The 21,674-nt window shown below is 62.5% G+C and carries 18 protein-coding genes; 4 read left to right on the forward strand and 14 right to left on the reverse strand.

The window, feature by feature from the left end; all coding sequences use genetic code 11:
* The first annotated feature begins 3 nt into the window (after nucleotides 1-3).
* Nucleotides 4-552: a hypothetical protein gene (locus tag BM269_RS23420; protein WP_090442969.1), complete on the forward strand. Its 549-nt coding sequence runs from the start codon at nucleotides 4-6 to the stop codon at nucleotides 550-552.
* On the opposite strand, the gene BM269_RS23425 is transcribed toward BM269_RS23420, so the two are convergent.
* The 3 genes from BM269_RS23425 to BM269_RS23435 form a co-directional block, all read right to left on the reverse strand.
* The gene (locus tag BM269_RS23425) at nucleotides 542-1,609 is read right to left on the reverse strand and encodes an acyltransferase family protein (RefSeq protein ID WP_090442972.1); all 1,068 of its coding nucleotides are present in this window, start codon (nucleotides 1,607-1,609) and stop codon (nucleotides 542-544) included. The genes BM269_RS23420 and BM269_RS23425 overlap by 11 nt on opposite strands.
* Nucleotides 1,606-2,544: a glycoside hydrolase family 18 protein gene (locus BM269_RS23430; protein ID WP_090442975.1), complete on the reverse strand. Its 939-nt coding sequence runs from the start codon at nucleotides 2,542-2,544 to the stop codon at nucleotides 1,606-1,608. The genes BM269_RS23425 and BM269_RS23430 overlap by 4 nt, the downstream gene beginning before the upstream one ends.
* Before the next feature lie 70 nt (nucleotides 2,545-2,614).
* Nucleotides 2,615-5,263 carry a TonB-dependent receptor gene (locus BM269_RS23435; RefSeq protein ID WP_090442977.1) on the reverse strand — a complete coding sequence of 883 codons (2,649 nt, stop codon included), beginning with the start codon at nucleotides 5,261-5,263 and terminating at the stop codon, nucleotides 2,615-2,617.
* Between the two features lie 281 nt (nucleotides 5,264-5,544).
* Between BM269_RS23435 and BM269_RS23440 the strand changes: the two genes are divergently transcribed.
* Nucleotides 5,545-6,285 (forward strand): GntR family transcriptional regulator, encoded by a 741-nt coding sequence (locus tag BM269_RS23440; RefSeq protein WP_090442980.1) that lies wholly within the window; start codon nucleotides 5,545-5,547, stop codon nucleotides 6,283-6,285.
* On the opposite strand, the gene BM269_RS23445 is transcribed toward BM269_RS23440, so the two are convergent.
* The 10 genes from BM269_RS23445 to rpsP all read right to left on the reverse strand — a co-directional run bounded on the left by BM269_RS23445 (nucleotide 6,282) and on the right by rpsP (nucleotide 19,813).
* Nucleotides 6,282-11,735 carry an AAA domain-containing protein gene (locus BM269_RS23445; RefSeq protein WP_090442982.1) on the reverse strand — a complete coding sequence of 1,818 codons (5,454 nt, stop codon included), beginning with the start codon at nucleotides 11,733-11,735 and terminating at the stop codon, nucleotides 6,282-6,284. The two genes, BM269_RS23440 and BM269_RS23445, sit on opposite strands and share 4 nt — an antisense overlap.
* Entirely contained in the window at nucleotides 11,732-12,901 is a 1,170-nt protein-coding gene (locus BM269_RS23450; protein WP_090442985.1) for a M48 family metalloprotease, read from the reverse strand. The genes BM269_RS23445 and BM269_RS23450 overlap by 4 nt, the downstream gene beginning before the upstream one ends.
* 9 nt (nucleotides 12,902-12,910) lie before the next feature.
* Complete coding sequence (locus BM269_RS23455; protein WP_090442988.1) at nucleotides 12,911-15,604, reverse strand: M16 family metallopeptidase; 2,694 nt, start codon at nucleotides 15,602-15,604, stop codon at nucleotides 12,911-12,913.
* A gap of 38 nt (nucleotides 15,605-15,642) precedes the next feature.
* Nucleotides 15,643-15,948: a DUF3579 domain-containing protein gene (locus BM269_RS23460; protein ID WP_090442991.1), complete on the reverse strand. Its 306-nt coding sequence runs from the start codon at nucleotides 15,946-15,948 to the stop codon at nucleotides 15,643-15,645.
* Between the two features lie 82 nt (nucleotides 15,949-16,030).
* Nucleotides 16,031-16,990, reverse strand: coding sequence for a CobD/CbiB family protein (locus BM269_RS23465; RefSeq protein ID WP_090442994.1), 960 nt, complete (start codon nucleotides 16,988-16,990; stop codon nucleotides 16,031-16,033).
* A gap of 44 nt (nucleotides 16,991-17,034) precedes the next feature.
* Nucleotides 17,035-17,697: a CoA pyrophosphatase gene (locus tag BM269_RS23470; RefSeq protein WP_090442997.1), complete on the reverse strand. Its 663-nt coding sequence runs from the start codon at nucleotides 17,695-17,697 to the stop codon at nucleotides 17,035-17,037.
* 74 nt (nucleotides 17,698-17,771) lie between these two features.
* The gene (gene rplS, locus BM269_RS23475) at nucleotides 17,772-18,152 is read right to left on the reverse strand and encodes a 50S ribosomal protein L19 (protein ID WP_090443000.1); all 381 of its coding nucleotides are present in this window, start codon (nucleotides 18,150-18,152) and stop codon (nucleotides 17,772-17,774) included.
* 103 nt (nucleotides 18,153-18,255) lie between these two features.
* A complete protein-coding gene (gene trmD, locus BM269_RS23480; RefSeq protein WP_090443004.1) occupies nucleotides 18,256-19,002 on the reverse strand; it encodes a tRNA (guanosine(37)-N1)-methyltransferase TrmD in 747 nt (248 codons plus the stop codon).
* Nucleotides 19,003-19,016: 14 nt separating this feature from the next.
* Nucleotides 19,017-19,559 carry a ribosome maturation factor RimM gene (gene rimM, locus BM269_RS23485; protein ID WP_090443007.1) on the reverse strand — a complete coding sequence of 181 codons (543 nt, stop codon included), beginning with the start codon at nucleotides 19,557-19,559 and terminating at the stop codon, nucleotides 19,017-19,019.
* Nucleotides 19,560-19,567: 8 nt separating this feature from the next.
* On the reverse strand, nucleotides 19,568-19,813 hold the full coding sequence (gene rpsP / locus BM269_RS23490; RefSeq protein WP_055936763.1) for a 30S ribosomal protein S16: 246 nt from the start codon (nucleotides 19,811-19,813) through the stop codon (nucleotides 19,568-19,570).
* A gap of 186 nt (nucleotides 19,814-19,999) precedes the next feature.
* Between rpsP and BM269_RS23495 the strand changes: the two genes are divergently transcribed.
* Both BM269_RS23495 and BM269_RS23500 read left to right on the forward strand, forming a co-directional pair.
* Nucleotides 20,000-20,416 (forward strand): NINE protein, encoded by a 417-nt coding sequence (locus tag BM269_RS23495; protein ID WP_090443181.1) that lies wholly within the window; start codon nucleotides 20,000-20,002, stop codon nucleotides 20,414-20,416.
* 203 nt (nucleotides 20,417-20,619) lie between these two features.
* A complete protein-coding gene (locus BM269_RS23500; RefSeq protein WP_090443010.1) occupies nucleotides 20,620-21,033 on the forward strand; it encodes a glycine zipper 2TM domain-containing protein in 414 nt (137 codons plus the stop codon).
* On the opposite strand, the gene BM269_RS23505 is transcribed toward BM269_RS23500, so the two are convergent.
* On the reverse strand, nucleotides 21,030-21,650 hold the full coding sequence (locus BM269_RS23505) for a LysE family translocator (protein ID WP_090443184.1): 621 nt from the start codon (nucleotides 21,648-21,650) through the stop codon (nucleotides 21,030-21,032). The genes BM269_RS23500 and BM269_RS23505 overlap by 4 nt on opposite strands.
* Nucleotides 21,651-21,674 lie beyond the last annotated feature (24 nt).

Raw genomic sequence — 21,674 nt, forward strand, 5'->3', positions numbered from 1 at the left:
AGTATGAAGAAAATCAAACTCGCCGCATTTGCACTTATCACCTCCTGTACCGCAGCCTTCGCGCAGTCGCCCATTGCCGCGATCGAGGGTGAGTACAAGCTCACTTCATCGACTACCGTACCGGCGAGCAAATGGGGTTACAACAAGGCCCACATTTCGATCAGGAAGCTGGATGAGCGGCACGCGGTGATCCTGCTATCCTGCGAATGGAAGGATGAACCTAAAGCCAGATGCGATGACTATTACTTCGCACAATGGCGCGATGAGGGTCTTTATCTGCAGGATATGAACACGGACGGCTTCTTCCGCATGTATTTCGATCCGGCTGCCCGCATCTTTACCGTGATATGGCGCGGCGCGGATCGAAAAGGAAGCGTCCGTCGCGACGTGTACGGACCTGCCAACGGCGCTCCTGAAGATGCGGCGTTAGCCCGGCGCCTGAAACGCGCCGAGAAGAGTTATGTACATCCGGATAACGTGCGTGCGTTCGGCACGCACGATAGATGGAAGTACGAGGCAAACCGCATCGAGTTCCAAAACACTACACTTTGATGTAGATCCTCCGCTTGTCCAGCCAATAGCCGACCAGCCAGCAAGCAAGCATGAACAGCAGCGCAAAGGCCAGCGAGGCAGCTTTAGGGCTGCCGATCGGCCCCAGCGCCGCGGCGAGAGGCGCATAGGTGCCGGTCTTGTCCAGCGCAACAACTGCTACTTGCGACAGCATGTAGATGAACAGGGTGTTCTTGCCGAACACTTCAAAGAAGTAGGTCCAGCGCTGCGCGCCACGCACCTCGATAACCCAGGCGAGCGCCGCCAGCGCGAGCAGCGCCGTTCCGGTCGAGAACAGCACGTAGCTGCCAGTCCACAGTTTCTTATTGATCGGCAGCAGCGGGGCCCAGAGCAGCGCCAGCGCCGAAAGTACGACGCCGGCCGCAGCCAACACGCCAAGCGTGCGGCTTGTCGCGCCATTCTCGCGCAGGTAGCGGCCAGCAAAATAACCGCCGATGACGTTCACCGTAGCAGGTAAGGTACCGAGCAAGCCTTCAGGGTCGAAGGGAATGCCCTCGCCTTTGTACAGGTGGCTGGAGCCAAAGACCCAAAGATCAACGGCCCGGCCAGCGTTGCCGTCCAGGCTGTAGTCGCCGAACAGCGCCATGACCAGCCAATGGCCTAGCAGCGCGACAACGCTGACCGCCAACGCACCGCGTCCGCTAAGGTAATGCAGCACCAGCGCAGCGATACCGAAGCACAGGCCGATTCGCTGCAGCACGCCGGGCAGGCGAACGTCGCTTAAAGGCCCACCCAGCTTGGGCAAAAGGCACAGCAGCAGGCCAAGGGCAACGATTGTAACGGTGCGCTTGCCGATTTTCGCCAGCACGGCGCTGCTACCCATGCCTTCATAGCGCGGCAACGTGAACGCAAGCGCATTACCCACCACGAACAGGAAACTGGGGAACACCCAATCCGTCGGTGTAAAGCCGTGCCAGGGTGCATGCAGCAGTGGCGTGTAGACGTAACTCCAGCTGCCCGGCGTATTCACGATGATCATCAGGGCCACTGTCAGGCCGCGCAGGACGTCCAGCGACTGGTAGCGAGTGGCGGCATTCATTGGACAAACTCGCGCGAAGGATTCGTGGCTGGCGCCAGGATACGCCGGTAGGCTCCCGCCGGCACATTCGTCATCGAACTGCAGTTCGGTTCCGCCCCCTTGGACGGCTTGCCGCACGGCTGATCGCGGTCAAGCGACCAATAATGGATACCCGCCATGCCCATCTTGCGCACTGCTGCGGCGGTTGCGCGCGCATCAGCCAGGGTGTAGACGTTTTCCACCACGTCGTTTACCCCGATCATGGGTGTCAATTCAATCTGCGAGTACGGCACCTTGTACTTGCGGTGCACATTTTGCGCGGCCTGGATGGCGGATGCTCCCATGTCGCAGCGCCCACGTCGTACCACGCATGCCTTTCGGCTCGCCGGCCCATAATCCATCACCATCAGGTTAAGCACGAAATCCTGGACTCCATGCTTGCGCAGCGCGGCCAGCACCTGCTCGCCCGTCTCATTGAGGCTGCGCCCACTTCCGTCAGAGGCGGCGTGGGTGGCGATGGTAAAGCTGAAACGCAGCTGTGGATGCGCCCTCTGCGCCAGGGCGATGCGCGCGAGCAGCGCATCGATCTGCGCAGCCGTCTGGCCGTGCTCGATGTCGAAGTCAAAACCGATCAGCTGTGGCGATGCGTAGCGCGATACGAAAGCCTCCATTCCCTCGTCGGTGGTGCAGGTGAAGATATTGCCCTGCCCTCCCGTCGAAACAATGTAGCCAACGCCAGCCTTGACGAAGCGCGGCACGTTGTCGGCGGCGACGGTGGCGCCATCAAGCTCGCCCCAACGCTCTTGGCCACATTCGCCGCGCGCGAAGGCCCAGGTCTGCACTCCCTGCGCCGGATCCCAAGGCGACAGGTATTTGTAGGGACTATGGACGACCGACGGCGCCGCAGCGGCAGCAGTCGTGAGGGCGGCAAGCACTGCCAGCATTACTTTGCGCATTCAAACTCCGGATACAAAAAAGGCAGGGCTCCGAGGGAACCCTGCCATAACACTCTTACATCGGGATCAATTACATCTTGCCGCGCACGCCGAAGAAGATCTGCTTGCCGTTCTTGTAGAACGCGCGCGGCTGGTTACGGGACGTAGCGTACGACTTCAGGGTCGGATCGTTCAGGTCCTTGCCTTCCAGCGACAGCGTGATGTTGTCGGTCAGGTTGTAGTTGAAGGCAGCGGACAAGGTGCCGACATCATCCTGGTAGATAGCGCTGTTACGGTCCAGGCCATTCAGGAACGCCGAACGGTAGCTGTAGTTGATACGAGCGCTGAACTTGCTGGTCTCGTAGAACACGCCCAGGTTGTAGGAGTTCTTCGAGGTGCCGATCATGCTGCAGTCGCCCAAGTCGGCACATGCTGATTTCGGTGCGGCTTCGGTTTCCTTGCCGTCGGCGTAAGTGTAGTTGGCGTTCAAGCCGAAACCGTTGCCCAGGTCCTGTAAATACTGCAGTTCCACGCCGCGTACACGAGCCTTGGTGTTCACTGCGGAGCTCATGTTGTAGGTGGTGACCCTGCCGGCCGACTGGTTGAAGAAGTCGGCCTTCGAGGAACCGAAGGTCACGTAGGAACCCATGTTCATGTTGTAGATGTTCATGCCCAGCAGGGACTTCGGCATGAAGTACCACTCCAGGCCCACATCGACGTTGTTCGACATGATTGGGCGCAGGTTCGGGTTGCCGCCGGAACCGGAGAAGGTCAGGTCGTTCAGGCTCAAGGCACCCAGCGAACCAAAGTCGGGACGAGCCAGGGTGCGGCTGGCGGCACCGCGCAGTTTCAGGTCCGGCGTCAGGTTGGTGTACAGGTTGATGCTTGGCAGGAAGTCGTTATAGGTGTTGGAGCTGTGGGTCGGGTTCCACACATTGTTCGGCGAGCCGTTGTCGACATCGATCTTGGTCTTCACGAAGCGCACGCCGACGTTACCGCCGAAGTTGCCGAACTCCAGGTCACCCATCACATATGCCGCAGTGGCTTTTTCCTTGATCAGGAATTCGCTCTGGTAGGCGTGGTTGGCGAAGCTGACGTACTTGTCGCCCCAGGCTTTCATCGATTCGGCATCGAAGGTCCATGCATTGCTCAGCAGGTTAGGCAGTGGGCTGTTCGGGAAGTTGGTCAAGCCGGTCGGACGGTTGGCCAGCAGCGAGCCGGCCGGGGCGACAGTACCGCCCAGCCAGGTCAGGGAACGCTCGTGGCTCGCGTTGCGCAGGCCGAAATGCAGGGTCGGCACGCCGTTCCACTGCGTCTTGTACTGACCGTCGATCTGGCCGTAGGTTTCCTTGTCCTTCGCGGTCACGTCCGAGGCCCAGCCGCCGAAGAAGTCGGCGCCGGTGCGCGGATTGAAGGTGCCGGCGTTGTCCACGATCACGGTGGCAGGCGAATCCAGCCCATGGGTGGTCAGGCTGTTGCCCGCATAGGCCAGCCAGGCTTCGTAACCGTAGTCGCGGGCGTAGCCGGTACCGCGGGTCGTACCAATCTGGCCTTTGAACTTCAGGTCTTGCGTAGGACGGTAGTTGAAGTCGAAGTTGACGAATTTCGAATCGCTGTAGGAGCCAGGGCGGGCAATGATGTCCTGCACCGATGGACCCATCTTCGAGCAGTCCGCCACCGGACAGGTGCTTGGGAAGGTGATCGAGGTAATGGTGTCGCCGGTGACGGTCCACTTGGAAGGGATCACGCCGCCCACGCCGGACCAGTTGTTGGTCAGCGGCTGGTATGGCGCCAGCATGAAGTTGGCGTTGATGTTGTCCGCATCCAGGCGGGTATAGAAGCCGTTGATGTCGAAGTCGAACTCTTTATTGACCTTGACCTGCACGTCGATCATGCCGCCTTTGCGCTCACGTTCCTGGTTGAACATGGCGGTACCGGTCAGCAGGGAGATGTATTTGCCTGCCACTTCAGGATTGGCGGCCACCCACTGCGGCGCATAGGCTGCGCTCAGCTTGTCCCACCACAGGAACTCCTGGCCGATACGGCGCAGGGTGCGTTTTTCGTCGAACACCTGGACCAGCACGCCCACATTGTTCTGTTCATTTTTCCAGTTGCCCAGGGCGCTGAACTGCGCATCGGTTTTCTTCGAGCCTTCGCTGTACACACCGGTCACGGCGCCCATCAGGGTCAGCGGCTCCTTGAAGCTCAGTGGCTTGCGGGTTTCGATGTCGACGTTGCCGGATGCGCCGCCTTCGATCAGGTTGGCCTGCGAAGACTTGTGCACGGTAACGCGGCCGATCAGCTCCGACGGGAACATCGAGTAGCTGACGGAACGGCCGCCGTTGGTGATGTTGGAGATGTACCAGTCGCCGCTCGACACGGTGTGGCCATTCAAGGTGGTCAGGGCCAGGTTGGATGGAGTGCCTTTCAGGCTGACGCGGTCATTCTCGCCGAAGCCGCCTTCCGAACCGCCGGCCGTAGCGACCGAGACGCCAGGCACGCGCTGCAGCGAGTCAGCCACGCTCTTGTCCGGCATCTTGCCCACATCTTCTGCGGTAATCACTTCAACCAGCGAGTCGGCATTGCGCTTCTGGTTGATCGACTGCGCCAGCGCGGCACGCACGCCGGTCACGACCACGACGTTCTGCTCGGCTGGAGCAGCCTGCTGTGCTTGCGCCATGCCGGCGGTGGCGGTCAGGATGGCGACTGCGGTCGCGATCGGTGTCATATTGCGGTTCATTTACTCCCCCTAAGTATGGGCTGTCTCAAAGCCCGGTCTGTTGTTACCAGTTTCTAAAACCACGTTCAAACCAATTGGACGCCAATATACCCCGATCAAATACCAGAACACTACCAATTTTCGTATTTTTTTCACATGTTGTACTGAAAAGACATACCACTTTTGCCTTAGAAGCCTGTTGTTAGCGCTATCCCATTGGGAGGGTGGAATAGGAGTGGCTGCATACCTCTGGCCATACGGTCTTTTTTTGGTATTATCAGCCGCACACAAGGGGAGACTAAATGGCATCGCTCGCGCAGCTCATGGAAGACCTGGTGCAGACCAGTAGCCAGCCGCTTTACCAGCTTCTGCAACGCGCCTTGCGTGAAGCAATCAACCTGCATGTGTTTGGTCCCGACGAAGCCCTGCCCGCCGAACGCGTGCTGGCAGCCGACCTGAATATCTCCCGCATCACCGTGCGCAAGGCCATCGACGGCCTGGTGGAGGAAGGCTTGCTGGTGCGCCGGCCGGGCTCCGGCAATTTCATCAACACGCGTATTGAAAAGAACTTCGCCAAGCTGACTTCCTTTTCGGAAGACATGCGTTCGCGCGGGCGCACGCCGCGCAGCGTATGGCTGAAGAAATCGGAAGGCACTGTGACGCCGGAGGAAGCCCTGCGCCTGCGGCTTAGCCCTGGCGCACCGGTGTACCGCTATCACCGCATCCGCTTTGCGGACGAAGTGCCGATGTGCGTGGAATACGCCACCATCGTGGCCGATGCGCTGCCTTCGCTGGAGTCGGTCGACGTGTCGATGTATGAGGCGCTGGAAGCGGCCGGCCACCGGCCGGTGCGCGCGCTGCAGCGCCTGTCCGCCCTGCTGCTGACAGGCGAACAGGCCAAGCTGCTGCAGGCCAAGGAAGGCGACGCCGGCCTGGCCGTCGAACGCCTTGGCTTCCTGCGCGATGGACGCGCAGTGGAGTTTTGCCGCTCGATCTTCCGCGGCGACATGTACGACTTCGTCGCGGAACTCTCCACGCCTTAGTCTTCTACATAGCCCTTGCGCAGCTTCTCGTCGACCAGCTTTTCCATTTCACGCACGGCGCGCTCCGGCGTTTCGAACTGCTTGAGCAAGGACTGGCCGGCGCTGCCGATACGGCCGTAGCTGACGGTCAGCTCGACGCCGCGCACCACGGCGCGCCAGAACTTGCGTGATGCCCCCTGTTCGAAATGCAGGCTGCGCATTTGCTCCCCGACCGCGGCGCCCGTCCCCGTTCCGCCCGTTGCCGTTTCGTCCGCGGGCGCCCCGCGCGCTGTGGCGGCCGGCGCGGTTGGCGGCGCGGTTGGAGGCGCGCTCGGCACTGGATCAACCATCTGGTCCAGCGCCCTGTCCTCGCCTGCCGACAGCATGGCCTCGATACGCTGCAAGACGGCGCCCCGGTTATCCAGCCAGTCCTTTCCTGGAATATCCAGCACACGCCAGCCAAAACTGCGCAATACGCCGGGGCGGAACACATAGCGCTCCACACTGTCGCCAACCACTTCAGCCGGAGTATCCAGCAGGATCGCCAACGCATACCCGGCGGCCGATGCGTCAACGATGGCCAGGTCGCAGCGGAACTGGGAACGGCCGACATTCAGGTGCACCTGGTGACCGCGTTCGCGCAGTGCCGCCGCCAGCGCATCGCGGATGCTGTCTTGCGGCATATCCCTGGTGAACGCATGGCGCGCACCGTGGTTCAACGCGCCCAGTACCGATTGCGCACGCTCGAACTGGCCAACTGCGCTGGCCTGTGCGAACTGCAGGAACGAGCGCAGGGCCGCCGCGCCGTCGTTGTGGATATTGGTAATGGCTTCTGCGTGGATGGTCGACACCACCGCCATGCGATGGCGCGCGCGGCTGAAGATCACGTTCAATCGCTTTTCCCCGCCGCGCTGGTTGATCGGGCCGAAATTCATCAGCATCTTTCCATCCGGGCCCGGCGCATAGCAGATACTCAGGATAATCACATCGCGTTCGTCGCCCTGTACGTTTTCCAGGTTCTTCACGAACAGGCCGTTGAACTGGTCATCGTCCTCCCGCACGTACTCGCGCTCCAGGCGCATCGCAAAATCCGAATCTTCCTCTGCCAAGGCTTCCAGGGCGGATTCAATTGCGCCCTGCTGAGCCTCGGAGAACGCCACGATGCCCAGGCTCATTCCCGTTTCGCGCCGCAACATTTCGCGCACGGTATGCGCGATATAACGCGCCTCCGCTTCATTGCGGCGCCCGATATAGACACCGTCAGCCACCTGGTGGAAGCTGACCGGGCGCGCCATCAGTGCTTCGGCGGCCGCGATGCCGACGCCTTCGTCCTCGGATCTGCGCGGTGCCGCAAGCACGGATTCCTGTTCCAGCACGCGGTCGGGAATCGTCACCAGGCGCCCTTCGTAGAACGCGGCATTGGAGAAGCTGATCAGCGACTCGTGGCGGCTACGGTAATGCCAGGCCAGCAAGGTCGCCGGCAGGTTGCGCGCCGCCTGGTTCAACAAGCTGTCCGCATCGAGGTTGATGGCGATACGTTCACCGCCCTCCTCGACCATGATCTCGTCTTCGCCTTCGCCAGCGCCGGCGCTGAAGAAGCTGGTCGGTGGCAGCTGCATTTCATCGCCCACCACCACCACCTGGCGCGCGCGGCACAGCGCCGGCACCGCTTCCTCGGTCGGGATCTGGCTGGCCTCGTCGAAGATCACCACGTCGAACAGGTCGGCCGATAGCGGCAGCGTATCCGACACCGACAATGGACTCATCAGCCAGATCGGCTTCAGGTCGTTCACCACCAGCCCGGTCTCGTCGTCGCTCAAGTCGCGGATCGAGCGATGGCGCATGCTCTTGCCGAATTCGTGCTCCAGCTCGCGGCGCCCGGTCGCATACAGCTTCTTGAACGCCTTGGCGTCGCCGTCGAGCTGGGTCGCCGATGTTGCCGAAACCCGCACATGCTCGCTGAAGCGTGCGTGCTGCGTCGCCTGCACCACCTGCGCATTCAGCGCCAGCAATTCGCGCTGCAGCGAAGACATCGCATGCACCGCTTGTGCCAGCGCGGCGCCATTGAAGCCTGCGAGTACCGGATCGACCCGTAAAATGCGGCGGAACGCTTCCTCGGCCACCAGCGCATCCAGGACGTGCGGCGCATAGTCGAGGGCTTGCAAGGTTTGCGTGCAGGCCGGGTCGGCACCATGCACTGAGCGAAGCAGGGGTAGCATGTCAGGCAAATCGTCCAAGGCTTCACGCAAGTCACGCAGCAACTCGGCCAGCTCGCCCAACCGCATGCCGGCATCCAATATCAGATCGTCCCCAACGCTGTGTGCCAGGCTGGCCAAGGCCTGCCGCGAGGCCGCTTCGGAACGCGCCGCGGCAAGGGGATCGGCCGACTGGCGCAGCCGTGCCACCAGCGCGGACGGGCTATCGGGCTTGGCGAGCCGCTGCTCAAGTTCATCCAATGCACGCAGGAAGGCCTGCATGTCTCCCACGCCGTACTGCTGCTGGCTGGCCGCGGCAAATGCCGCCTGCGTCGCCTGCGCAGCGTGTTCCGCTGCCAGCGCTTCCAGCACCTGCCGATAACCCGGGCGCACGGCGTGACGGCTGAAATCGTAGCGCCGCTGTACTTCACCACGCATGCGCCACCATGCCGGCTGCAACCAGCGCAGGATGGAGCCTTCCAAACGGCCAGCCAGTTCGAGCGCCGCTGCGGTGTCGCCCGGCGTCAGCTTGTCGCGCCAGTTTGCCGTTGCCTCCTGCGCCTTGGCCAAGGCCTGCCCGTGGCTTGCCAAAGTGCTGCGCACGGTCGTCAATCCAGCATACTGCGGTGAAGCATGGTCAAGCAGCGGGAGATGGTTCGCGATGCCGTTGTCCAGCAGCCATTGGCTGTCCGTCGCGTCGCGCAGCGCCCGCTGAAGCGTCACACCGAAACCCGGTTCCAGGGTGTCAAGCAGTGCCTCTGCCTCCCGGCAGAGCTTCTCCAGCCGGCCATATGCGTGTTCGTCGGCCACCACGGCAGTGGCCAGTCGCGAGAACGGGTGGGCCGCCAGGCTGTCCAGGCCAAAGCGCTCGCGCATGGCACGGTGCAGGCGCTGCACCAGCTCGCGTTGCTGGTCCCACGATGCCAGCGAAGGCAGGCGCTCGCGCCAGGCGTGGGAAAGCTCCGGCACGGCCGGCGACTGGGCCAGGCGCCGCAGCAGCGAGCGCACCGTGGCGCCCAGTTCGGCCGGTGTGCCGGCCAATGCCGCTTCGAACGCATCGATGCTGGCCTGCCGCGTAGCCATGGCATCGGTAAGCTGCGCACGCCGCGCAGCCAGCGCTTCGCTGGCGGGCGGCTGCGCAACCCAGTTTTCATAGCAGCCGCGCAGATCGGCAATATAGGCCTTCTTGTCGGCCTGCGAATCGTGAATCAGGCAGCACAGGGAATCCAGCCCGCTTTGCTTCAAGCGATGGAACACCACGTCGAGCGCAGCCCGCTTCTCGCATACGAACAGCACGCGCTTGCCGCGGCCTGCGAAGTCGGCAATCAGGTTGGTGATGGTCTGCGACTTGCCGGTGCCGGGCGGCCCTTGGATGATGAAGCTGCCCTGCGTGCGGGCCAGCCGCACGGCAGTGTTTTGCGTAGCGTCGGCCGCCACCACATTCCATTGCTCCGTGGGCGGCAATGGCGGGGGCAAGCCCGCTTCCAGCGCCTTCGGCTCGATCGAGAAAACGCGGTCGAAGGACGGATTGGGCGCCGGGTCGTCCAGCAGCTGGGCGTAATCGCGCACCAGCGACATCTTGCGGTAATTGAAGTTGGCCAGCGTAACCTGGGTCAAGTCCAGGTCCCATGCGTAGCGATGTCCTTCGGTTTCTTCCAGCGTATAGCCGGCACGATCCTCCGCCTCCGCCACCGGTGGCCCCATGCGCGCCAGGCGCGGCCCAGCTGCGGGCGCCGCGCCGGCCTCGAAACGCTGCGGCAGCTCGCTCGGACGAACCCAGTGCTCGAATAGCGCGCGTCCCAGCGGCCGGTAATCGTCGGCGGCGTAGCTGTATGGCGGAAGCCAGCCGTCACTGCGCTTGGCGCCAGCCGTTGATCGGCGGCGCTGGTACTGCTGCAGGCGCTGCAAGGCCTTCTGGCGCACCATGCGCACCACGGCTTTCTCGACCAGGCGCAATTCGACTGCCGGTTCCGACTGCCGGATCTGGCCCAGGATATCGGCGTGCACATCGGCCAGGGAGGTGCGTGCAAGGTCCACGGTTTCTGCCAAGCGGATGCCGTATAACTGGTTCAACTGATGCCGCAGCACAGGATTGAATTCCGCTTCCCCGCTGGTGCACTGGACGACATACTGGTCGCGCACCCCTTTTCGCTTGGCCAGTTCGACCGGAAGCCAGAGCAACGGTGTCGTGATCCGTTCATCCGGCGCTTCCTTCAGGTTGTGCCAGCGCAGGAAGGCGATCACCAGCCGCAGGTTGCTGAAGCCGTATTCGGCGCGGTCGCGCCGGGTCTCGCTGATCAGCTGGTCCAGGGCCGCCGGCAGGTATGGCTGGTCGTCAAAACGCAGCCAGCCTTGCAGCGCCACCGGTTTGCCCGCCGCCAGTTCTGCCGCAAACGGGCCGCCCCAGGTGCAGATCTGCTCCGCGCGGATGCTTTCGACCTGCAGCATCAGCGGCACGCTGGCGACAGTCAGGTTGACCGTGGCTGCCGTCGGCCGGAAGTACAGCAGGCGGTTGCGGCGCGACAGGTCGAACAGGCGGTCGCGCAAGTGATGCAACACTACCGTGCGGCGCGGCGCCGCACCATTGGCACCGGCCAGCGCACGCTCCACGTCCAGTATCTGGGGCTGTTCGCGCCAGGTGCGCAGGCGTGCTTCCAGTGCCGCCACGTCGGTCGCGCGTTCGTGGCGGTTCACTTCCGTCATTTCGACGATCACCGCGGCCACAATCGGATGCAGGCGCTCGTGCAGCAGGAACAGGTTGCGGCGCGCACCGGCAAACTCCTGCAAGTCCTGCGGGTCGCGGAAGTCCAGTCCGCAAGCCAGGCTGGCCAACAGCATGCCCAGCATGTACACGTCGCTGATTTCGTCGTGGTGGCCGACCAGCTTTTCCCAGCTTGCGGGGCCCGGCAAGTGCACCGGGCGCTCGATCGCCGCGCTCGCGTCCAGCTGGACCGACAGGTCCGTGACCTCGAATCCTTCCCCGTCGGTGCGCCGGGACTGCAGCGTACCGACGATGTTCAGGCCCGACGCGGGATGCGGCTGCACCTTGTGCACCGCCGCGATATCCATGCGCGGCGCTTCGCCTTCCGGCCGGCGCAGGCATAGCGCACCATCGCCATCGACCAGGATGTTGTCGCCATCGAGCGCGGCAACCCTGCCCTGTGCATGCAATGCCGCCACCTGGCGGAACAGCGGCAGCACCAACACCAGCACGTCGTCAGTCGACAGCGCCGCCCCGTCCTGTGCCTCAAGCAGCTTGTCCAGCGTGCCCATCATATCTTCAACTCCTTGGCCAGCTGGCGGTTATAGCGGTCCAACTCCCGTTTGCCGAAACCCGCGTCGCGACGCAGGTTGCGGCGCAGGCCTTCCAGGCTGCCCAGTTGCTGCGCCACCTCGCCGGCGCGCAGCAGTGCCTGGTCGCGCTGGCCGGCGTCGGCCAGTGCAAGGTCCAGCATGAGGGCATTCAGGTAGTCGCGCACGCCGTCGTCGACAGCCTCGGCGCCGAAGAACTCGGGTGCCATCGTTGGTTCTGTTTCCCGCCAGTCGGGGAACATCATGCGCACCTGCGCCAGCACCGTTTCGCTCGCGAGTCCGGTACCGTCCAGGAAATAGGCGAGGAAGCCGCGCGTCATCTCCTGCATGCTTGCCTGCCCCGGCAAGTCCAGTTGCGGCAGCGACAAGCGGCCATGCAGGCGCGAATCGATCCAGCGGTCCAGGTCCGCCGCCCCTTCCCACCATAGCGACAACGCCCGCGCGCGGATGAAGGTCTCCGGATGGCTGTGCGCCGTGCTGGCGCCGGCCTGGCTCGATTCGATCTCGCTGGCCTGCCGCAGGTAGGCTGCCGGATCGACGCTGCCGATGCCGGTTTGAACCTTGACCAGCGTCGACACCGCCGGCCCCACGGCTCCCGCCGCAATGGCGCCGCCGCGGTCGGCAAACAGCTCCGTATGCAGGGCAAACCGGCGGTAGGTCTCACGCAGGCTGGCGCTGGCGCTGGGCGAGGCCAGCGCGTCGGCGAGAATGCGGTCGGCGACCAGGAAGCTGCCATCGTCCTGCGACCAGAGCACGTAATGCGCCAGTTCATGCCCGAACAGTGCCAGCAACTCGTCCTGCGACAGGCGCTCCAGCACCGGCCCCTGCAAGACGATGTGCACCTCGTCCGGCACGAACACCAGCGCGGCGTTCATTTCCTGTCCCGGCGACTGGTACAGCGTGGCCGGCGCCAGGATACCCAGCCTGACCATGGCTTGCGCCAAAGTCTGGTGCACGCCGGCGTGGCTTTGCTCTTCGATACGGTAAGTGTCGCGCAACAGCAGCGCGCGCAGCGATTCGCGGTGTTCCTCATCGGAACGGCGCTCGCTGGCCCAACGCCATACGTCAGGTTCGTGGCGGCGCAGGTGGTCGACCACCTTCGCGTGATAGGCCAGGGGCTGCAGTTCCATGCTTTCCCCTTAGCGCTTGGCCTTGGCGGCGTCGCTGGCGATCACCACGGACAGCTTGGCAGGATCGATATGCTTGCGGAAGGCTGCGCTCACCTGTTCCGCGGTCAAGGCCTTCAGCTTCGCTTCATACTCCTTGCTCCAAGCGAAGGTGCGGTCCAGGTAGCGGAAGTGCGACCAGGCGCCTGCCACCACGTCGTCCTTCGAGCGGTTCTGCACGCGTTGCTGCATCAGTCCGGACTTGGCGCCCGCCACTTCGGCGGCGGTAAAGCCGCTCTTCACCGCACGCTGCAGTTCCTGGCGGATTGCAGCTTCCAGCTTGACCATGTTCTGCGGGGCGGCAATGGCTTCAACCGTGAAGCCGCCCGCATCGTCACGGTCACCCGCATCGAGCGAGGAGCCGCCGCCATAAGACAAGCCTTCCTTCTGGCGGATCCGGTCCATCAGGCGCGATTTCAGGCCTCCGTTGCCGAAGATGTAGTTCGCCAACTCCAGGGCCGGGTAGTCCGCATCGTCCGTGCGCAGCGGGATATTGATGCGCGCCGCAAACATGCCGTTCTCCTTGTCCGGCGCATCCAGCGTGATGCGGGTCGCGGCCTTGTCGACGTGTTTGTCCAGGATCGGCGCATAAGCGGCCTTGCTTTGCCAGCCGGCCAGCTCCTGGCCCACCACTTGGAGCAGTTGCGCCTTGTCGAAATCACCCACCACCGACAGCTCGCCGCGCGAAGTGCCGTAGAACTCGGCGTGGTAGGCTTTCACGTCCGCCAGCTTCATCGACTTGACCGCCTCGATCTGTTCATCGAGCGTCATCACGCTGCGCGGATCGCCCTTCGGCCAATGATCGAAGTACTCGGCCAGCGAACGGCCGGCCATGGCCTGCGGGTCGTTGCGGGAAGCTTCGATGGCAACGAGCCATTGCTGGCGCATCTGCTCGAATTCCGTCTCCGGGAAAGAAGCATCCTTCAACACGTGCATCACCAGGCGCAGCGCATCGGACAGGTGCTCGCGCGTCGTCTCGAAGTGATACAGGCTGCCGGTCATCTTCAGCTTCGACATCGCATCGGCCAGCTGCGCGCGCGAATACTTGCCGGTGCCGCGCGCCAGCATCTGGTCCGCCGCCGCCGACAGTATCTGCTTGCCGAATTGGTTCTTTTCATCGCCCCAGTGCAGGCGCATATCGACTGCCACGGTCTCGCCGCGATTCTTCTTCGGCAGCAGCGCCAGTTTCAGGCCGCCGATTTCCTTGAGCTCCGTGCGCGCCATGATGTTGTCCTGGCTCGGGTCGAAGTTCTCGGAAGTCAGTGCGCTGGCCTTGCCCTGGTAATCCTTCAGCAGTTCGGCCGCCGTCGGCGAGGCGCCGATCTCCGCCCGTTGCGGCGTATCGTCCGGCACGAAAATACCGACCGTGCGGTTGTCGCGCTTCATGTAACGCCCCGCCGCTTCCGCAACCTGTGCGGAGGTGATCGCAGCGAGCCCGTCGCGTCCCTGGAACAGCAGTCGCCAATCGCCCAGCGCGATATGCTCGCTCAATGCCACGCCTACCTGCTGCGGATTGTTCAGCGCCTTCTCGATCGCGTTGCTGTACTCGCGGCGGGTGCGCTCCATTTCCTCTTCGCTCGGCGGCGCCTTGGCAAAGCCCTCCACCGCCGCGATCAGTTCATCGCGCACCGGCGCGATCGGCTGGCCCATCTTCACCACCGCGCCGAATACTTGCAGGCTTGGGGCGAAGCCGGGCTGGCTCATGGCGAACACCTGGGCCGCCTTGCCGCTTTCCACCAGCTGCTTATGCAGGCGGCCGTTTGGCGTATCGCCCAGCACCTGTCCCATGAAGGCCAGCGGATCGGCATCGTGATGCAGGCCCGATGGAATCTTGTAGCCCACCAGGACGATCTGCACGTCGCCCTTGCGATGCACCGCATACTGGCGCTCGCCGTCCTGCGTCGGCTCCACGGTCCAGAACTGCGGCAGCTTGCGCTTCGGTTTTGGAATCGCGCCGAAGGTCTTGCTGATCCAGGCCAGCGTCTGCGAAGCATCGAACTTGCCAGCCACCAGCAGTACCGCGTTGTCCGGCTGGTAGTAGGTGCGGTAGAAAGCCTGCAGGTTCTCGATCCTGACGTTCTCGATATCGCTGCGGTTGCCGATGGTGGAACGGCCGTAGCTGTGCCAGTCGTAGGCGACGCTTTCCAGGCGCTTGTACAGCACTTCGAACGGACTGTTCTCGCCGCTCTCGTACTCGTTGCGCACCACGGTCATTTCCGAATCCAGGTCTTTCTTCGCGATGAAGGACCTGGTCATGCGCTCGGCTTCCATGTCCAGCGCCCACTTCAGGTTTTCCGGACTGGCCTGGAAAACTTCGTAGTAGTTGGTGCGGTCCAGCGACGTGGTGCCGTTGAACTCCATGCCGCGCTCGGAGAACTGCTGCGGAATATTGCGGTGCTTTGGCGCGCCCTTGAACATCAAATGCTCCAGCAAGTGCGCCATGCCCGTCTCGCCATAGTTTTCATGGCGTGAGCCGACCAGGTAGGTGACATTGACGGTCACCGTCGGCTTCGACGCATCCGGGAACAGCAGGACTTTGAGCCCGTTGGGCAGGCGGTATTCGGTGATGCCTTCGACGGAAGGACCCTTGGCAACGCCGGCGGGCAAGGTCTGGGCAAGAGCGGAAGAAGCGGTCAGCAGCAGCGCTGCGACATATCGGATTTGCATGGGGTTCTGCTCATGTTGGCAAAACCCTATCCTACCACTTAGGACTTTTCGTCAGGTAGCAGGCAAGCCTCGACGACCTGCAACTTATTGTCTTTGGCGAACTCTTTAACGAAGTTATAAGCCATCGGCTGGATTTCGCGCAGGCCTTCGTTGACGACGACCGCTTTGATGCCATTGACGACGGTCGGGGTGACGTAAGGCGAGAACTGCAGGTGGGCATGGCGGCCGCCGGAGCCTTCCGGGCGGAAGCACGCCAGTACACCGGCCAGTCGTTCCGCCCAGTCGCTTGGACGGAATTGTTTGCCGTCGGTGGTAAGCCCAAGAATGAAGAACTCGCTGGCCATATACCTGAAACCCAGTTGCTGTGAGGAACCCCAGTATTATATCTTATAGAAGACTTGAACGGGGCTCCGGGTTCAGGTCATTTTAGCCGAGCCACACCGCTCCGGACAGCAACAGCAGCAACATCATCCACAGCAGCAGCGCGCGCCATACCAGGCCGACCGTGCTTTGCAGGGCGCGCGCACCCGGCTCATCGCCCGGCAACTGGTCCACTTCCATGTCGCTGATGTCGACCGTCGCCGCATCGGATGGAATGATCTTGGCCGCGTTTTCGTTCGGCGTCCCCAGGCGCACCCCCATGGCGCCGCCGCCGGCCGACAGGATGATGCCGATCGCCTCGTCCTTCCAGCGATGGGCGAAATTACGCCAGGCATAGATCGCATCTTCGAAATTGCCGACCACCGCGAAGGCCACGGCAGTCAGGCGCGCCGGAATCCAGTCGATCCAGTAGAAAGCCTTGGCGGCAAAAATGCCGAACGCTTCCTGGCGCATATGCTCAGGCTCATTCCAGGCACGGGCCAGGTATTCGGACACGCGGTACAGGATCGCGCCGCACGGGCCGAGCGGCATCAGGAACCAGAAGAACACGCCGAATACATTGCGGTGGGTGGTGACCAGCGCCTTCTCCACGGCAATGCGCGAAATCTCGCTCACTTCCATGCCCACGGTATCGATCTTGCACCACTCTGCCAGCAGCGCACGGGCCTGGCTTTCATCGCCCGCGCTCAGCGCCAGCTGGATCGAGGTGAAGTAATGGCTGTAGTGGCGGAAGCCCAGTGTCAGGTAGACGATCAGCACGTTCCAGGCAAAGGCCGCCAGCACCAGGTTGTAGCGCAACAGCAGCCAGTAGACCAGGCCGGCCGGCAGCGTCAGTGCCCCCATCAGCAGGAACCAGCCTATGCGGCCGTGGCTCGCATGCCCGGCATTGAACCACTGCTCCATGCGCACGGCCAGGCGCTTGAATTCCGCCCAGATCGGGTTGTCCGCTCGCAGGGGCTTCAGTTGCTCAAACAGCAAGGCCACGAGAATGGAGAGAAAAGTCATCTAAATCCTTTGATTAGCAGTACCACAATGCCCGCTACGATAGCTTATGCGCGCAAGAAATGAAACAGGTTGCGCAGCATGCCGGCCGTTGCGCCCCAGATAAAATAGTTCTGGTATGGCATTGCGTAAAAAGTGCGGCGCCCGCTCGGCAGTTCAGCCGCCAGGCGCTGGTGGTTGGCGCCATCCATCAGGAACTGGAACGGCACCTCGAAGATCTCCGCCACCTCGAACGGGTCGGCCTTCATGTCGAACGGCGGCGTTACCAGGCCGACCACCGGCGTCACGGCATAGCCGGTGCCGGTGTAATACAAAGGCAGGGTGCCGATCACGTCGATATGGCGGCGATCCAGGCCGATCTCCTCCTCCGTTTCGCGCAAGGCGGTGTCGATCGCATCGGCATCGGTCGGCTCTGCGCGGCCGCCGGGGAACGCCACCTGCCCCGCGTGGTCGTTCAAGTGCGCGGTGCGCATCGTCAGCAGCAGGTACAGGCCATCCTCGCGCAGCACCAGGGGCACCAGCACCGCAGCCGGTGTGGGTTCTCCGCGATGCACGCCAAGCGCAGACTCGGACGGTTCGGGGGTCCATTCGGGCGGGGCGGCAAAGCGCTGGCGCAGCCAGTCCGGCGCAAGATGCTCCAGCAGCACGGCGGCTTCGCCGGCAATCGCTTCAATCGGCAACTGGGTCGGGTCGAAAGGTGTTTTGGCCATAGGCGGCATTGTACCAAGCTGAAAAAAAAGGACGCCCGAAGGCGTCCTTTTCGAATCCGATACCGGGGTATGGATTACGCTGCGGTTGCCGCAACTTTGCGGTTTGGCAGTTTTTCCTTGATACGTGCGGATTTGCCCGAACGCTCGCGCAGGTAGTACAGCTTGGCGCGGCGAACGTCACCACGACGCTTCACTTCGATCGAAGCGATCAGTGGGGAGTACAGCTGGAAGGTACGCTCAACGCCTTCGCCGGACGAGATCTTACGAACGATGAAGTTCGAGTTCAGGCCACGGTTGCGACGGGCGATAACGACGCCTTCGTAAGCCTGGGCGCGCTTGCGGGTGCCTTCGACTACGTTGACGTTGACGATCACGGTGTCGCCAGGGGCGAACTCAGGGATGTTCTTGCCCAGGCGAGCGATTTCTTCTTGTTCCAGTTGCTGGATCAGGTTCATTTTAAAACTCCTATTACCATCTTGCCGGCGCCAAAAAGATGCCCGGTAGAGGATGGGGTTGAAACACGGCAGGCAACATGCCTGCCACGGTACTGCAACGGGTTTACAAACCCGCCAAAAACTTTTCGTCCTTCTTCGAGAGCAGGCCGGCTTCGCGGGCCTTTGCCAGCAGGTCGGGCCGCTTGCGCGCCGTCGCTTCCAGCATGCGCTCACGGCGCCACTTCTCGATCTCGGCGTGGTTGCCGCCCAAAAGCACCGGGGGCACGGCCTCGCCTTCGTAAATCTCCGGCCGCGTATAGTGCGGCGAATCCAGCAAGCCGTTGACGAAACTGTCTTCGACTGCGGAAGCATCGGTATTCAACACGCCTGGCAGCTGGCGCACCACGGCATCCATCAGGGCCATGGCAGGCAGTTCGCCGCCCGACAGCACGAAATCGCCAAGGCTGATTTCTTCGTCGATGCAACGGTCCAGCAAACGCTGGTCCACCGCCTCGTACCGGCCGCACAGGATCACGAGGCCGGGTTCCTGCTTCAACTGCATCACGCGTTCATGCGCCAGCTGCTTGCCCTGCGGCGACATGTACACCACGCGCGGCGCCGGCAGGCCGGAAACCACCTGGCGCTGCTTGGCGGCCGCGATGGTCTGCTCCAGCGGCTTGGCCAGCATCACCATCCCCGGGCCGCCGCCATAAGGGCGGTCATCCACGGTGCGGTGATTGTCGGTGGTGAAATCGCGTGGATTCCACAACGACAGGCCCCAGCGCTTCTGCTCGAACGCACGGCGGGTTACGCCGGACTGCGTCAAGGCAGCGAACATCTCAGGGAACAGGCTAATGACGTCGAATTGCATGGTGCGGTTCCGGATTAGTAATCCAGGCCCCAGTCCACGATGATCAGCTTCGCGTCCTTGTCCACCTTGATAACAAACTGGCTTACAAATGGGATCAGGCGCTCTTGCGCCTTGCCATCAGCCTGGTACTCGACGCGCAGGATGGATTGTGGCCCATTGCTCATCATGTCCGCGACTGTTCCAAGGCTTTCGCCCTGTTGATTCTCAACTGCCAGGCCGAGCAAGTCGCCCCAGTAGTATTCATCCTCTTGCAGCTGCGGGAAGTCGGCACGCGCCACGAAAACGCCAGCGCCTTTCAGCGCCTCTGCTTCGTTCCGGTCCGTCATCCCGACGATAGTGGTGACGACGTCGCCACCATGCAGCTTAGCCCGCTTGACTTCGACGTCACGCAGGCTTGGCTTGTCGAGCCACCAGGTGGTGGCATGCAGCAGCGCATCTGCTTCGGAGTTGAAGGGCCGGACACGGACCCCGCCAGTGATGCCATAGGCACCGAAAACAAAGCCAACCTGAACCAGGTCAGCCGGGGCTTGCACCCCAGATGCGGTCTTGCTGCTCAAAGCTTGAATTAAGCTGCTTTCTGGGTAGCAACCAGCTTGGCAACAGCTGGGGACAGCTGCGCGCCAACGCCTTGCCAGTAAGCCAGACGGTCAGCAGCAACGCGGAAGGTTTCTGCTTGGCCGGTAGCCATTGGGTTGAAGAAGCCGATACGTTCTACGAAACGGCCGTCACGACGATTGCGGGAATCGGTTGCAACGATGTTGTAGAAAGGACGCTTCTTGGCGCCACCACGAGCTAAACGAATAACGACCATAATAATTCCAAAAAAGTGTGCTGAGTCGGAAAAAGCCGCAAATTATAGCGCGCTTTAACTCCAACCGGCAAGATTAATCAAATTGGTGGGGAATTGGACAATCCGGGATTATCCCCCGAACTGGCCTCGGCGGCAACAGCTTTGTTGTGCGATACTGCCGGTTTTTCGGACTTATCGGCAGCAATCATGTCTGTTTTACACAAGAACAAAACTTTCGCCACTTTGCTTGCCACGGTCACCGGCGGCGTTGGCCTGCACCGCTTCTACCTGCGCGGCCAGGCCGACAAATGGGGCTGGCTGCATGCGGCCAGCCTGCTCGGCTGCGCCGCCGTGTTTTCGCTCTGGCCGCAAGCCGATGCCTACTTCCTGCTGCTGCCGCTGATTGTGTCGATCCTGATCGGCATCCTCGAAGCGCTGGTGCTGGGCCTGATGCCCGATGAGAAATGGGACGCCGCCTTCAATGCCGGCACCGGCCGGCAATCCGACTCGCGCTGGCCGCTGGCCATGGTACTGGTCGCCACCCTGATGGTCGGCGCCTTCGGCCTGATCGCCGCCATCGCCCGCCTGTTCGACCTCCTGTATACAGGCGGCATCTACGGCTAAGCTCGTGTCCCACCGTGGGGTCACACCCGAAATGAGACACAAGCCCAACTGTTGATGCACTTGAGGCCGTGTCCCGATTCGGGTGTGACCCCAAGGTGGGACACGGCCTGATCCACGGCTAACGTCTTGTCACAATTTAGCATTCCATTCGGCAACTATTGACCTATACTCACTAGCATCACAACCGCTTTTGGAGAGCCCATATGAAAGTAATTAAATTCCTCTTGCCAGCAATCCTGGCCGTAACGGTTACCGGCGCTCATGCGCAACCGAAGCGCGGTGTCTGCGCGGATTGCGGCACCGTGACTGCCGTTAAAGTCATCGAGAAAGATGGCGAAGGCGGCGCGGCGGGCATGGTAGCCGGTGGTATCGCTGGTGGCCTGCTGGGCAACCAGGTAGGCGGCGGTACCGGCAAAACCCTGGCCACCGTCGCCGGTGTGGCAGGCGGCGCTTACGCCGGCAAGAAGATCGAAGGCAAAATGAACAAGGTCAAGGAATGGCACGTGACCGTCAAGTACGAAACCGGCAAGGTCGGCACCGTCGTACTGAAGCACGATCCAAACCTGCGTAACGGCGACCACGTCAAGCGCGAACACGGCGGCCTGAACCGCATCTAAGTCCTCCGCGACAGCAGCAACCCCATCCCCGCGCCGGCCAGCAGGCCGGCGCAACTCCGATTGAATACCCTCCTCCCGCGCGGTTGCGCGAACCACTTCTGCATGCGCGCCCCCATCCAGGCGTAAGCCGCCAGCGCCACGACTTCCAGTAACAGGAACAATACCCCGAGCACGAAGAACTGCGCCCCCACCGGGCCTGCAGGATCAACGAACTGCGGCAGGAAGGCAGTGAAGATCAGGATCGCTTTCGGGTTGCCCGACGCGACAAAGAATTCCTGTCGCGCCAACTGCCACCAGCCCGCCGCCGGCGTAGCGCTTTCCACCTGCCCGCCCGGTGCCGCGCGCCACAGCTGCCACGCCAGGTAGAACAGGTAGATCGCACCGCCCGTCTTGATCCCGTAGAACAGCAGCTCTGATGTGTGCAGCACCGCCGCCAGCCCGGCCGACGCCAGGGCGATCATCCCGGCAAACGCCACCAGGCGTCCGGCGCCCGCCAGGCATGAGCGGCGAAAGCCATAGCGCGAGGCATTGCTGACCGAGAGCAGGTTGTTCGGCCCCGGCGCCATGTTCAGCGCAAAACAGGCAGGCACGAACAGCATGAGGGTTGAAGCATCCATGGTCGGCTCCATATGGGAATTTTA

It is taken from the genome of Duganella sp. CF458 (genome assembly GCF_900113115.1).
Taxonomy (GTDB): domain Bacteria; phylum Pseudomonadota; class Gammaproteobacteria; order Burkholderiales; family Burkholderiaceae_D; genus Rugamonas.

Excerpts from the sequence above, each read along its gene's own strand:
- BM269_RS23420 (WP_090442969.1), top strand. The coding sequence starts at position 4 with ATGAAGAAAATCAAACTCGCCGCATTTGCACTTATCACCTCCTGTACC.
- BM269_RS23425 (WP_090442972.1), bottom strand. The coding sequence starts at position 1,609 with ATGAATGCCGCCACTCGCTACCAGTCGCTGGACGTCCTGCGCGGCCTG.
- BM269_RS23430 (WP_090442975.1), bottom strand. The coding sequence starts at position 2,544 with ATGCGCAAAGTAATGCTGGCAGTGCTTGCCGCCCTCACGACTGCTGCC.
- BM269_RS23435 (WP_090442977.1), bottom strand. The coding sequence starts at position 5,263 with ATGAACCGCAATATGACACCGATCGCGACCGCAGTCGCCATCCTGACC.
- BM269_RS23440 (WP_090442980.1), top strand. The coding sequence starts at position 5,545 with ATGGCATCGCTCGCGCAGCTCATGGAAGACCTGGTGCAGACCAGTAGC.
- BM269_RS23445 (WP_090442982.1), bottom strand. The coding sequence starts at position 11,735 with ATGATGGGCACGCTGGACAAGCTGCTTGAGGCACAGGACGGGGCGGCG.
- BM269_RS23450 (WP_090442985.1), bottom strand. The coding sequence starts at position 12,901 with ATGGAACTGCAGCCCCTGGCCTATCACGCGAAGGTGGTCGACCACCTG.
- BM269_RS23455 (WP_090442988.1), bottom strand. The coding sequence starts at position 15,604 with ATGCAAATCCGATATGTCGCAGCGCTGCTGCTGACCGCTTCTTCCGCT.
- BM269_RS23460 (WP_090442991.1), bottom strand. The coding sequence starts at position 15,948 with ATGGCCAGCGAGTTCTTCATTCTTGGGCTTACCACCGACGGCAAACAA.
- BM269_RS23465 (WP_090442994.1), bottom strand. The coding sequence starts at position 16,990 with ATGACTTTTCTCTCCATTCTCGTGGCCTTGCTGTTTGAGCAACTGAAG.
- BM269_RS23470 (WP_090442997.1), bottom strand. The coding sequence starts at position 17,697 with ATGGCCAAAACACCTTTCGACCCGACCCAGTTGCCGATTGAAGCGATT.
- rplS (WP_090443000.1), bottom strand. The coding sequence starts at position 18,152 with ATGAACCTGATCCAGCAACTGGAACAAGAAGAAATCGCTCGCCTGGGC.
- trmD (WP_090443004.1), bottom strand. The coding sequence starts at position 19,002 with ATGCAATTCGACGTCATTAGCCTGTTCCCTGAGATGTTCGCTGCCTTG.
- rpsP (WP_055936763.1), bottom strand. The coding sequence starts at position 19,813 with ATGGTCGTTATTCGTTTAGCTCGTGGTGGCGCCAAGAAGCGTCCTTTC.
- BM269_RS23495 (WP_090443181.1), top strand. The coding sequence starts at position 20,000 with ATGTCTGTTTTACACAAGAACAAAACTTTCGCCACTTTGCTTGCCACG.
- BM269_RS23500 (WP_090443010.1), top strand. The coding sequence starts at position 20,620 with ATGAAAGTAATTAAATTCCTCTTGCCAGCAATCCTGGCCGTAACGGTT.
- BM269_RS23505 (WP_090443184.1), bottom strand. The coding sequence starts at position 21,650 with ATGGATGCTTCAACCCTCATGCTGTTCGTGCCTGCCTGTTTTGCGCTG.